Here is a 13,280-nt window from a genome sequence, read left to right as displayed (position 1 = left end):
CTAGATGTTGAAAATTCACTCGAAGATGGTGATGGGCTGAATGCGTTAGTTATTCGTCGGTGTTGGTACCAGATGTACGACGTGTATTCTCTTCCAGCTCCGTAGAGACTTGCTTTGTTGGTTCCAAATCCGTATGTCCTGCGTAGGGGCGATCACTTCGAGAGCGTGTCCCGGTCAGACTGAAGCCTGAAGTGAACAGGATTAATTGTAATCCCAGTGCGTAGGGCGCAGCAACAGGTCCAATCAGATGGAGCAAGGAGCATAGCGCGATCAGCAAGGAGAGCAATTTGGTTACTGTACGTGGCCTATCCCGGCGTGGGCTGGCCCAGAGCAAATAGCCATATATTATGGTGATCATTAGGGAAATTGCGCGAATCCATGGCAAGATGTTGTCCCATGAGTCCACAGGGACGTCCAACATTCGCTGACGAAATACCAGATCTGTAACCAGAAACCCTGTGGCCGCCAGTGCGGCTGGTTCGGCTACGGGCCGAAGGATGGTCCAGACCGCTGTGCCCCAATGATCTGCATGAGTATCCCGGCTGAGTTCATCCGATAATACGGTGCATTCCCGTTCCAGTGCTCTGTGCATCAGTCCGATTCTGGCAGGATCATGATCCTTAATACAGTCACGGATCTGGTCCTGTAGCTGAGGGGATAGGTAAGATGCAGCTTTGCAGGCTAACATTGCTGTGATCAGATCATTATGTTCGTGTTCCGATCGTTCATAATTCCGATTTTCCTGGATGGTAAGTTGTCCCAAGAGGGCTGTACTTATGTATAATGTATCTCGTATCCTTTGCATTCGCCTTTCGTGGCTGCGGCGAACTTCAGTGGCAGACCATATGTATATCCCCAGAAGCAAAGCCATGACTCCAAACAGCACAGCCACAGCGCCTGGGCGCGATGTTAGATCTTCAAACCAACGTTGAAACACACTTGTTCCTCCTTTGCACCAACTTCACGTATCATGAAACACGCTTCACGTAAGCTTTCTCTCACTATTACACAGGAAGTAGATGAATTCAAGCAGAAAGGGGCACAATTCATGAATCATGTGAGTATTGAACACACACCTCCCGCAGCAGTGGAGTATCTTGCCTTGCGGCAGATTGCCGGCCTTAGCCCGATGAGTAGGGAAGGGGCGGAGATTGGATTACCGAATAGCCTGTTTGCCGTATGTCTGCGTGAAGAGGATATGCTGATAGGCATGGGGCGAGTGATTGGAGATGGAGGTTGTTTCTTTCAGGTCGTCGATATTGCTGTACACCCGGATGTTCAGGGAATGGGGTATGGAAAACTGATCATGAGCGAGATTATGAATTATCTGCGTAAAGCAGTACCTGCCCGTGGTTTGGTCAGTCTGCTGGCGGATGTTCCGGCTGATCAACTTTATGCTCAATTTGGATTTGAATACACCAGCCCAAAATCGGAGGGTATGTGGTGGAGGCAGGGAGACTAGTGAACTAGTTAAATAACATATTCGGCGAACCTTTGGATAAATCCAAAGGTTTTTTGCTTTACAACCATTTATTTACAGGTATAATGTAAATTAAAACCAGTTACGATTTACAAATTACGATATACGGGTGCACTCGTGAAGAATGGAGGAATTGAATATGTACAATGACCAGAAAGCTCAGTTTAACCAGATGGTGGAACGATCTGTGGAGCAGGCGAACAAAAACCTTTCAGGAGCCAAGGGAGTTGTTTCCGTTCGATTAAGTCAGGAAGAGATTGATATCATAGATCAGCTAGTATTTCTTGAATTAGCCAAAAACCGTTCTGATGCGACTGCAATGTTGATTAGGGAAGGCATAAGAACCCATCAGACCTTATTGAACGAGATACGCGAGTATACGGCTGAACTGGAACGGGTAAAAGCCAAGATACAACAGACCATTCGAGATTCAGGTTTGGTTACGCGTCTGCATCGTATTAGTGATGATGAATCTGTTACGTACGAGGGAGAGGTGCGTGAAAAAGATGAAAAATGAAATTCGCGGCGACAGCTATCGGGCGGTTTTGCGCCTTCCTTCTTTTGTTGTGCTTCTTGTTGGTAGATTGGTCTCTGGCACAGGGCAGATTTTATTTTCTATGGCAACGATGTGGTATATCCTCCAATTAACGGAGTCGGCACTTGCTGCCGCACTGATTCCGATGTTGCCGTACTTGATCTATGCATTTTTGGGCATTCCCTTGGCTACGATCAGTGATCGCCTGCCGAAAAAGCAGCTTTTGATCTGGACAGATATATTGCGTGCAGGCATAGCTTGCATATTGGCACTTTTGTTCATGACAGGAGCCATGCTTCCGTGGCATATTTACGCAGCCAATCTGCTCATTGCCATCCTTGGTTTTTTGTTCAATCCCGCAACCCAGACAGTCATCCCCGCAATTTTGCCAGAACCTACAAAACAATTAGCTCCAGCCAATGCATTACTGAACTCTTCCTCCAAAACGATTGAATTGCTTGGATACGCCTTGGGGGGAATATTGATCGCGCTCATCTCCGTTCAGTCCATCCTGTTCATCTATGCCGTTACATTTCTGTTATCCGCCATATCCATTTTCTTTATCCGCATCCCTGTAACCAAAGTCGTGAAACAAAAAGGAGTCTCCGGTTTTGTTAAAGATAGCATGCAGGGAATTACATTTCTGTTTTCCCGTAAAATTTTGGCGTGCTGCATTATCTTTGGAGCCATTATCAATTTTGCGGGTGCACCACTGCACATTTTCACGCCGATTTTTGCCAATATGGTGCTGCAAGCCGGACCACAAGGCTACGGTCTGCTTCAGTCAGCCTTTGCCGCTGGCAGTATTGCAGGTTCTCTGCTTAGTGGTAAATATGCCAAACGACTCTCACTCGCTCACTGGTTTCTGATCAGTTATCTCATCTCAGGTACAAGTTTGCTGCTCATGCCGATGTTTCCTAACCTGTATATCGCGATTGCATGTTCATTTTTGTTGATGATGGGACTTGCTCTTGTGAATGTACCATTGGTTACTTCCATTCTTTTATCCACCCCGGAAGAAAAAAGAGGACGTGTCATGAACAGCATGGGTGTCTTGATGAGTGGCATTAGTAATCCGCTTGGGTTGTTGCTGGGAGGGTGGTTCATTGAAACGTACAACCCTTCATGGGTGTACATGGGGATTGGTACATTTGTTATTTGTATGGGAATGGCAAGCCTGTTTGTCCGACCTTTCCGTGAAGAACGGAGCAAGCGTACCCAACAACAAACGGCCTCGGTGTAGTCTGGATTTTTATGTCATATTGATCCTCTTTTTTATCCGAGGTAACACGTAATTTGACATGATCAGAAAATATAAATGGATGTTATGAATAATTTATGTAAAATAATTCAATTAAAAAGAAGGAATATCAAAATTTATGTAGAATTTGGTTTATAAGAGGGGGAGACAAATGGGAGGTAATTTATCATGGAAAACAAGGAAATTTTATCTGTACAGGATTTGATGGCACTAGAGGTTGAAGAGGATAACAACATGTTTGAGGAAACAAGCTTGTGTACAGTGTGCAGCTGGACTAGCTCACAAACAATCGTTGTCGAGAACTAGGAACTTCTTTACACGCTCTATTCACTGAATCATTTGAAAGATAAGTCTTTGATTTTCTCGCATTACTAAAATAATTGTCCCTCCCCCTCTTACTTTATCTAAAAAGGAGTGATTCTCATTGAAATTCGCAAGCGTAATCCCCAAGAAGGACGCCTTTGAGAACGCTTTGGAACATATAATCCGGGAACTTCCCCAATCCATCCAATGGTCGAATGACGGCCATTGGATTTGTTTTAGACCGGAAGAATTAAGGCTTCCCGCACAGGGCTGGAAAATTCATCTGTCTGTTATCCCTGTGGAAGGGGCTGAATTGCTGCGCCGCATTGCACCTGTTCTAACAGAAAATGAGGTGCAATGGAAAGTGGTGAGTAGCGGACTGAAACTGATTGAAACATCTAACGGTTCGATACCTCTCCCTCAGACTGGGAAGTGTGTCACCATCTACGCACGAGATGAAGAGCAGTTCTTGAAGCTACTGGAGCTAATGCATTCATGTACAAGTGATCTGAAAGGACCGGCTATTCCGACTGATCGGGCATACCTCGATAGCCAGTGTGTATTTTATCGTTATGGCGCATTCACTGATCGTTTCTACTATGACCGTTACTCGGGTGCAAAAGTGTATGCCATCCAGAATCCGGAAGGTAAGCTGGAAGAGGATCGAAGAACACCCGGCAGGTATAAACCGGAGTGGGTGAATGAACCTGAGGAGTTACTGCGGATTCAAGCCACTGGGAAGGATCAGGCTGCTTCTCGTCACTCCGATTCCAATAACAATGAGTTTGGTATACGAAATATTCGTGTGAGACGTGTACTCAAGAAATCCGGCAAGGGAGGAGTATTTCTCATCTCTGGCACATCGTACGAACAGGCTGTCATGAAAGAAGCGGTCCACCGCATGCGTGTAGACGGTAATGGGCGCTCTGCTCATGACTATCTGGATAATGAATATCGCGTGCTTGATCTGATGAAAGATACGGGGGTTACCCCACGACCGCTTGATCTGTTTAGCACTGAAAATAATCGCTATCTGATCCTGGAGTATTTTGAAAGCATCAGCTTGCGTGAATATATCCATCGCAGACATGTAGCCGCAGATTACAACCGGACGGATATGCATCGGATGGGTATACATATTCTCGATATGGTGCAGCAATGTCACGATACAGGGATTGTGATCAATGATTTGACGCCCAACAATATTGTTGTGCTGACAGACGGAAGTGTACGCCTGATTGATCTTGAACTGGCTTATGTTAGAAGTGATGAGAACCAGGCTGATCCATTGACCGGTCATACTCCGGGCTATGTGCCACGAGGGCGTGAGCACAGCAGGCGATCCAGTCATGCAGATGATCTGTATGCACTGGGAGCCGTCTTTTATTACATGGCTTCATCCATCGACCCCTATCTGAAATATCGGCAATCCCATCTGGAAGCTGCACAAGCTTATCTGGATCATCAAAGTAATACACAACTTCGTGGCTTGGGAAGTCTGGGTATTGAGATCATGTCTGGCGGATATGTGAAGTTATCAGAAATTCGTGAAACGTTGGTTGCATTACTGGAGCAGCAAGAGGTCCATTCAGGAGGAAGCAGGGATGTAATAGAGAAGGATGAATGCAATATGGAGCCAGAAGAAGTGCTCCGTCAGGCTGAGCGTATGGTAAACACACTGTATACTTCTCTTGATTTTAATAGCCCCTTGCAACTGTTCCCGGAAAACAGCATGAGCAAGATGTTTCATCCGGCGAATTTCAACTTTGGCTGGACAGGGATGATTTTTGGTTTTAATCAGCTTGGTCAGATTACAGAGAACAGACAATACCATCAATATGCGTATGAAGTGTTGGAATGGATTTTGACGAATCACCCTTACGTTCCAGATAAGACACCTGTAGCATTATACTTTGGATATGGCTCTGTCCCCTGGGCAATGGCAGAGACAGCTGAAAGAATAAATGATCCATCGTTGCTTCGACGTGCAGAGGATCTGGCATTGGAAATCACCCGACATGAGCCAGTACAGACCAATATTAGTCACGGAGCTGCAGGGTTGGGATTGATGCTGCTTGAAATATACCGCATTGGAGGCCGCTCGGAACTTCTGGCAAGAGCAGATGAGTTGGGTGTCTATATTTTGGAACAGGAAGAGCAGACGGATGAAACATTGAGCTTGTGGAAAGTGAAAGATAAATCGGACCAGAAAGGTCATTATTCCCTTGGATTCTCTCATGGCATCGCAGGTATCGGGTATTTTCTGCTTGCTTTGGCAGAGCGTACAGGGAAGGAAGCTTACTATTCTGCTGTGAAGCGAATTGTAAATACACTCGATCGTACGAGTCATGGAGGACCGAATGGCGTAAGACTGTGGCCTGCATCCCCCGAAAAACCGGATACACTCTGGGTACACTGGTGTAATGGATCGGCGGGTATTGGTCGATTTTTGATGGCAGCAGCTGATATTTTGCAAGATCCCCTTTGTACCAGACTTGGACTTCAAGCAGCGGATGCAGTGGCACAGGCAACGGTATTTGCTTCTTTTGGGCAGTGTCACGGAATTGCAGGCAATGGAGATTTTCTGCTCTTGGCCAACCGCAGGTTTCCAGGCAGATATGAAACCAAACTAGCGGAGTATACGCGGAGCTTGCATGTATTGCGAAGCGATCAACAGGAAGACATATGGATGTGGCCTCTGGAGGACATGGAGTCCTTCTCCCCGGATTATATGACCGGTTATATGGGGATCTATACGTTCCTGCTACGCCGTTTTTATCCGTCTGTTGCATCCGAACCGCTGGTTTATTCAGGTTTCGATTATAACAGGGAGGGGAAAGCGTATGATGCTAACATCCATATCTGATATCCTGCCACAATGCCAGCACGAATCGGGGAAGACGGGTGCTCGCTATTATGCAGTTGAACCTGGAAACGACGAAACCCTATCTTCGTTCATGATGATTGATCAGGGTGAGGGGCAGTATACATTGGATTTATGGAGTGAAGCACATTCCAATCTATATTGGGAAGATCGAATGTCATCCATTTTGGATAAAATCACATGGTCCTCTCTATATGCAACTGCTCCTGCCTCATTTCCGTGGGAGAAGCTTGGATACCGGGCGGATATTCTTGCCCATCGGTATCGATTTTTCGGCAAGTTGAAGGACGTTCCCGTGCCGGCTATGCCTAATGAAGACGCGGTTTGGATGTCTGCGGAGGGGCAGGCGGATTCCCTTGCACACATGCTCCAGGCCAGTGATCCTACCTGTCCAAGTTGGGAAGCTGCTCGTCAAGCTATCGGAGATATTTATCAGGGTGTATATGGCAAGCTGCTGAAAGGTTCCGGGCTTGTGGAACTGGGAGGAAGGAAGATCGGGGGCTGCCTGTTAAGCGATGAGTTTGGGAGTGTACTCCTTGCTCATATATTCACAATACCAGAAGCGAAACGTCAAGGTTGGGCCCGATGGCTTGCTGCATATGGTCTCCATCGGTGCAGTTCAGATCCGGATCAGTGGATTAAAGCTTCACTTGATGCAAACAACCGGGGCAGTTATCAATTGATGACGGCGCTGAATTTACAACAGGTGCCTGAACTTATACACGTATGCCGAATCACGAAAGAGAGTGAACTTTCATGATGCCTGTCTCACTGGAAAGTACGGATTATCATGATCTGAGAGGTAAATGGTTTCGTGTGAGTCATGAACCTGGATTGTTTGTCGTTGAAGGGACATCAGATGCAGTGAAGCATGAAATTCACAAACTGAGAACGCATTGGCAGGATAAGGTTATACAAATTGCGGTTGGTGATCCGTATGCTACTCTCCCGCTGATTTATCAACTAAATCCATTTCAGCCAATAGATGATCTTGTGGCATGTAAAAATGCGTTATTGAGATTCCAAAGATCAGGGTGGACGCCTGGTAATAGGAAATGGGTTCTGGTTGAAGTATCTTCCTACCTTCACCCTGCAGATCTGGGAGCCATCCACTATATCCTGTATCGACAGAAATTAAGGGGAGTAAGTGTAGTGCTTTTTTTTCATCGATATCCAACCATGGCGAGTAATCCTGAGTACATCCCCAAACTTCCGGTATCTATTGTCAGGGATACGCCCGATCAGACCCGACGTTTGTTGGAAGAACAGCTACAAATGGTAAGCAAGGATAATGGAAAGGAAAAAGAGGTAGCGTTGGCGCTCTACAATAGGCTGGCCTGGGTTTTGTTGTCCAAATCGGCTGATCCGGCCCGCTACAGGTCCTGTTTTCATTTTTTCGACAATAATTCGTTATTTCAACGTTTGTCGGCGACACAGCAGGCAGTACTCTGGTTTGAGTTGGGTCAGCTGTTAACCAAAAACGGGAAGCAGTATACCGAAGCACGACACTGTTATTCGAAAGCTCGGGAAATCATTGCCCATGAAGAACTAACTGAAACGTATCGTACTGGGAAATGGGCTGCGCTTGATAATGGTGAAGCATTAATTGAGATGCAGGAGGGCAATGTAGAACGTGCAATTACGTTGGAGCAACAGGCGGGCCAGCGTATACGCCAGCTTCCTGATGGACCCGATCAGCGAGTTTTTCAGATTCAGACGTTACTAAACATTGCGGGCTTGCAGCTCCGAGCCGGTCGCTATGCAGAGGCAGGTAAGACGTTGCTGGCTGCGGAGAAGTTATGTGTTGATGCGTACGCAGATTGGCTGGGGCATGTACTGCAATTAAAAATGGTATTACATCAACAGCTTGGTGAGCAGGAGCAGGAATATGAACTGTTGATTCAATTGTTACGTATGAAGACAAACACTATCCATTCCAAACTGCTTGGCCGTGCGGTGGAAATCGCTGGTGCGCTGATTACTCAAGGGTTAGAGGAACGGGCATCCCGGGTGTACCGTCTATTGATGATGGGGCTGCCGATTGCCAGTCTGCCACAGATCAGGTTGATTCGGGAAACATTAGGCAGACTGGGGACCGTTACGCCCCTAGATGCATACACGCAGGACCAGTATATTGATAAACTGGAATCGCAATTGGAGGGATGGGAGCAGTTAAAGTGCTGGAATGAAAGGAGGAAATCCGGTTGGGCTATCCATTCCTGACACGAATGAGTGTGAACAAGGAACGAACGAGTATGCTCTTGGGCTATGATGACAATACATGCGAATGGTGCAGTCTTGATGATACAGGCCGCATGGGTAGCCGGAAGATCCTCTCTGAACATGGGACGGAGTCAGAGCAGCACACGCAGCATATTCAGTTCATGGGCAGGAACCGTGTTCTTGTGATTACACAGGAAAAGGCGGGGAAATGGCTTCATATATACGAGAATGAGAAGCAATTAATTCTGGTCCAGAGCCTATTAGTGAAGTTTCCATTTCCAGTGATGCAGGCCGCTTGGCAAGGGGAGCAATTAACTCTGCTATTTTCCATTAGACATCGTTCAGGAGCTGTCCGTATAGGTCTTTATGATCCAGAAAAGGATGAAGCGAGATGGGTTACTCCTGATCTGGATAATCCGCAATTTGTATTCTGGTCTGCGTCAACACGAGAGGTTGGTGTAAACGTTGGTGGATTTGGAAGAGTGTATTCATATTCCGAAGATATCCATCCATCATCCGAAATACCCTATACGGAGTATGCCTACCCTGTGATGGATAAGCAGGGGGATTTGATAGCCGTTTCTATTCCTGTGGAAGATGGCTTCCAGCCGGGATGGATTAGGCAGGGAGAGGATCGGGTGCATGAATGTTCAAGGGATAGACAACCCTTCTCTGAACTGATTAGAATGCAAATCGATCCACATCAACAGCTAGTCCTCTGCGAAGGGATAACCTGCGGCAGGTGGCAATATGTTCAATATACATTGGACAGAGAGAAGATGTTTGAGCTGTATGATTATCCGGGAATCTTGACACAGGCTGTCCTGAGCAAGGACAGACAGGGCTTGATCGGAAAATATGAATCTATCATACGTCCTCCGGTGCCGGGGATATACCGGTTTTCGGAGCAAACGCGTACGATTACCCGTTTCCCGGTTGAGCGAGATGAGAGAATTGGTAACCATCCTGAAGAGGAACCCGATGTAATCTATGGATGGGTTCGTTATGGGCATGACATGATTCCGTACATGGACATGCACCCAAAGGGCGCAGAACAGGTGGTCATCTATCTTCATGGTGGGCCTCATAATTGCCTGTTTGACAGCTTTAGTCCGGTCATCAGCGGATTATATCAAGCAGGAGTGCGGGTCATCGGGCTGAACTATCCCGGCAGTTCAGGGTTCGGCACGGATTACAGGATGCGCATTCAGAACGATTGGGGCGGCGTGGATGCAGATGTCATCCAATTCATGCGGGAGCAGATGTTATCTTCCTATTCACACGTATCTCTCTATGGAGTGAGCTATGGGGCTTATCTGGCTTTGCTGGTAGCAGGTAAAAGTCCGGCGTTATGGAGTACTGTGGTTGCCTGTGCACCGTTTACGGATCTGGAAGGACTGTATGCGGGCGGAGGAGCAAAGCTGAGATCATTCTTGGAAACTGAAATCGGTGAGCTTTTGCATGATCAATCTGCCCTGCGGGATCGAAGCCCAACAGCTTATGTATCCGGACTCAGTGAGGTGGATATTCAACTCATTCACGGTCAGGCTGATCAACTGTGTCCCGTAGAACAAACGGAGAGGTTATATCTGGACATCATGGAAAACAAGCAACTGTCTGGAGCTGTAGGCAGGATTGAGCTTCATATTGTACAGGATATGGCGCATGAGGCTTATTCGGAGCGAATCTGGGCGCAGAAGGCTGTTGATTTTCTAACCTGCAGTAGAGTATCCACGTAAGATAAATACGTGATGTTGAAGCCGCAAATGCGGCTTTTTTGGCGATATTTAAGGTAAGGATATGGAAAGGAAAAGCGGCAGGGGAAGAGTTGTTCGTGGTCTGGTGCATAGTTGGAGAGGTTAAGCGAATGAACATTAACGTTTACAAGATGTCACATCCGGTTTAAGATGGCGTGAGCCGTTTAAGGTATATAACAATAGGATTAAGTATTAAAATAACGGTAAGTTGATAAGATGAAATCTACAGAAAAGAGGGAATTCATATGAAAGTAGCCATTTTTGGAGCAACCGGAGCGATTGGCAAGATGATACTGTGGGAGCTGATGGATCGTGGGCATGAAGTGACAGCGGTGGTACGTGACCCTTCGAAGATTGAGATGGTTCATGAGCGTTTGCGTGTAGAACAGGGAGATCTGCTTAACCCGGATCAGGTGGCTGATTTTGCAGCGGGTCAAGAAGTGGTTGTGAGTGCATATGGACCGAAGTTCGGTGGAGAAGAAGAGATGCTGGAAGTGACACGTTCGTTGATCGAGGGTGTGCGTCGGGCAAAAGCAGGACGTCTGGTTGTAGTTGGTGGAGCGGGAAGCTTGCTAACCGATTCCGGTGATATGCTGATGGATACGCCGGGATTCCCGGAAGAAGTCAAACCACTGGCGAAAGCACATGCAGATGCATATGAACTGATTGAAGCATCGGGCATTCACTGGACCTACTTGAGCCCTGCTGCGACAATCACAACAGGACGTCGGACAGGCCAGTTCCGAGTTGGGATGAACCGTGTAATTACGGATGATATCGGGGAAAGCTCGATTTCCGTTGGTGATTTTGCAGCGGCTTTGGTGGACGAATTGGACGATCCGCAGTTTATCCAAGCACGTTTTACGGTAGGTTATTAAGCGTAGACAGGCTTTGGAAGGCTGAACTTCAAGGTCTCTTACACGGGATCAATAGAGCTTCCAATGATGCATGGAGCGCATCGTGGTAACTATTATGAGGTAAAGGGAAAGATAGCGATACAAATACAGGATACAGCGTTTAGGTGCAAAGTTGTTGCTTTAGGTACGCGCATGTCACGGGGAGGGATGAACATTGTTTATCGTAACCGCTGATCAGATGAGAGCTGTGGACGAGCATACCATTCATCAGCTCGGTATTCCGGCAGCAAGTCTAATGGAGAATGCAGGCCGCGCCGTAGCCGAGGAAGTCATCAAGATGTGCCGGGAAGGGCAGGAAGCAGGCCGGCTTGTGGATTCAGGGCAGCTTGGTTATCACAGTAAGGCAGGTGCGAGGCGGGCACACACCGGGCCCGGCGATCGGCAGGGTTATGGTGGCGACATCATAGCCGATCCGGCGCTGGTGATGGAGCGCCCGGGAGATCAGCAGTGGTACATGCTGATCGGCAAGGGCAATAATGGCGGCGATGGGCTGGTGGCCGCGCGCCATTTGGTTGAAGCAGGGCTTGGCGTGACATTGGTCTACGCCGATGCCCCTGATGCACTGCGGGGCGAAGCCGCAGTGCAACGGGATGCCGCCGCGAAGCTTGGCATCCCTGCTCTTGTCCACGGGCGCGAAGCCGTGGACTTCAGCCGGTGCACAGGCATCGTAGATGCGCTGCTGGGCACCGGCTCGCGGGGGGCGCCGCGGGGAGCTTACGCGGCGCTGATTGAGGCGGCGAACGACAGCGGCAAGCCGGTCGTGTCCGCCGATGTGCCAAGCGGGCTGGACGCCGACACCGGAGAGGTGTACGAGCCCTGCATTCAAGCCCGGGTGACCGTATGTCTCGCGCTGCTTAAGCGCGGGCTGGTGCAGTACCCGGGCGCTTCTGCCGCGGGGCGCATTGTGGTGCGGGCCATCGGCATTCCCGCGCGGTTTGCGCCAGAGCATGGCCCCTCGGTCCGTCTGCTGACGGACGAGGTGCTGCGCAGTGCGCTGCGCGTGGATACAGGCCGCCTCCGGGCACCGGACGGCCACAAGGGCACCTACGGCCACGTATTGCTGGCCGCAGGAAGTCTGCCGATGAGCGGCGCTGGCCTGCTCTCGGCCAAGGCCGCGCTGCGCGCAGGCTGCGGGCTCGCCACATGGGCGCTGCCCGCGGCACTGCTGCCGCATGTCATCGGCACCGTGCCCGAGCTCATGCTCGCTGCCGCCGCCGATGGCGACAGCGGCGAATGGAACGCTGCTTCCGCCGACGCCGTGTTGCGTCTCGCGGAAAGCCGCGACGTGCTCGCGACCGGCCCGGGCCTCGGCCGCTTCAAGGGCGACACAGACTGGCTGCGCCGTCTGTGGCAACAATCGGATCGTCCGCTCGTCATTGACGCGGACGCCCTCAACATGCTGGCAGACGCTGGCCCACATGGGCCTCGCGACTGGGGCCAGCGAAGTGCGGCCACAATTCTGACTCCGCACCCTGGCGAGATGGGCCGACTGCTGGGCATGTCGACCCAGGAAGTGCAGCGTGACCGCATTGGATACGCTGCCCAGTACGCCCGCGAGCAGGGCGTGACCCTTGTGCTCAAGGGAGCACGAACGGTCATCGCAACGCCATCCGGCGAGGCGTACATCAACACCACCGGGCACGCCGGCATGGCGACTGGCGGTGCCGGAGACGTATTGACCGGCATCATCGCCGGTCTGCTTGCCCAAGGGCTCAGCGCGGAGCAAGCTGCCGCGTTCGGCGTATATCTCCACGGACAGGCCGCCGAACGAGCAGCATTGCTGCGCGGTGACCCGTCGTCCCTACTGGCCGGAGACATCATCGACGCACTGTGAGGATGGGACAGGTATGGGACAAGCTCGCGGTTTTGGGTTACTGCCTATGACGATACATTTTCAAACTGCAAGTGATCAAACGAACC

Annotated in this window: 11 protein-coding genes; 10 read left to right on the top strand and 1 reads right to left on the bottom strand. The window is 49.4% G+C overall.

Annotated elements, in window-relative coordinates:
* Nucleotides 1-49 precede the first annotated feature (49 nt).
* The gene (locus QF049_RS20750) at nucleotides 50-937 is read right to left on the bottom strand and encodes a hypothetical protein (protein ID WP_307540230.1); all 888 of its coding nucleotides are present in this window, start codon (nucleotides 935-937) and stop codon (nucleotides 50-52) included.
* 111 nt (nucleotides 938-1,048) lie between these two features.
* Here QF049_RS20750 and QF049_RS20745 point away from each other — a divergent pair, with 111 nt between their 5' ends.
* From QF049_RS20745 to QF049_RS20700, 10 genes are all read left to right on the top strand, one after another.
* Nucleotides 1,049-1,462 (top strand): GNAT family N-acetyltransferase, encoded by a 414-nt coding sequence (locus tag QF049_RS20745; RefSeq protein ID WP_307540227.1) that lies wholly within the window; start codon nucleotides 1,049-1,051, stop codon nucleotides 1,460-1,462.
* A 157-nt stretch (nucleotides 1,463-1,619) separates the two neighbouring features.
* Entirely contained in the window at nucleotides 1,620-1,997 is a 378-nt protein-coding gene (locus QF049_RS20740; RefSeq protein WP_047840324.1) for a ribbon-helix-helix domain-containing protein, read from the top strand.
* Nucleotides 1,987-3,258, top strand: a complete 1,272-nt coding sequence (locus QF049_RS20735; protein WP_307543356.1) for an MFS transporter — start codon at nucleotides 1,987-1,989, stop codon at nucleotides 3,256-3,258. Before QF049_RS20740 ends, QF049_RS20735 begins: the two co-directional genes overlap by 11 nt.
* A 186-nt stretch (nucleotides 3,259-3,444) precedes the next feature.
* Nucleotides 3,445-3,582 (top strand): hypothetical protein, encoded by a 138-nt coding sequence (locus QF049_RS20730; RefSeq protein WP_307540224.1) that lies wholly within the window; start codon nucleotides 3,445-3,447, stop codon nucleotides 3,580-3,582.
* A 118-nt stretch (nucleotides 3,583-3,700) separates the two neighbouring features.
* Nucleotides 3,701-6,445, top strand: a complete 2,745-nt coding sequence (locus QF049_RS20725) for a lanthionine synthetase LanC family protein (RefSeq protein ID WP_307540222.1) — start codon at nucleotides 3,701-3,703, stop codon at nucleotides 6,443-6,445.
* Nucleotides 6,423-7,223: a hypothetical protein gene (locus QF049_RS20720; RefSeq protein ID WP_307540220.1), complete on the top strand. Its 801-nt coding sequence runs from the start codon at nucleotides 6,423-6,425 to the stop codon at nucleotides 7,221-7,223. Before QF049_RS20725 ends, QF049_RS20720 begins: the two co-directional genes overlap by 23 nt.
* The gene (locus QF049_RS20715) at nucleotides 7,220-8,686 is read left to right on the top strand and encodes a tetratricopeptide repeat protein (protein ID WP_307540218.1); all 1,467 of its coding nucleotides are present in this window, start codon (nucleotides 7,220-7,222) and stop codon (nucleotides 8,684-8,686) included. Before QF049_RS20720 ends, QF049_RS20715 begins: the two co-directional genes overlap by 4 nt.
* Nucleotides 8,668-10,425: an alpha/beta hydrolase family protein gene (locus QF049_RS20710; protein WP_307540216.1), complete on the top strand. Its 1,758-nt coding sequence runs from the start codon at nucleotides 8,668-8,670 to the stop codon at nucleotides 10,423-10,425. Before QF049_RS20715 ends, QF049_RS20710 begins: the two co-directional genes overlap by 19 nt.
* Before the next feature lie 263 nt (nucleotides 10,426-10,688).
* Complete coding sequence (locus QF049_RS20705; protein WP_307540214.1) at nucleotides 10,689-11,321, top strand: NAD(P)-dependent oxidoreductase; 633 nt, start codon at nucleotides 10,689-10,691, stop codon at nucleotides 11,319-11,321.
* 193 nt (nucleotides 11,322-11,514) lie between these two features.
* Complete coding sequence (locus tag QF049_RS20700; protein WP_307540212.1) at nucleotides 11,515-13,194, top strand: NAD(P)H-hydrate dehydratase; 1,680 nt, start codon at nucleotides 11,515-11,517, stop codon at nucleotides 13,192-13,194.
* Nucleotides 13,195-13,280 lie beyond the last annotated feature (86 nt).

Origin of the sequence: Paenibacillus sp. W4I10 (genome assembly GCF_030816325.1) — a bacterium.
GTDB classification, from domain to species: domain Bacteria; phylum Bacillota; class Bacilli; order Paenibacillales; family Paenibacillaceae; genus Paenibacillus; species Paenibacillus amylolyticus_B.
This window is presented reverse-complemented; position numbering and strand designations above follow the sequence as displayed.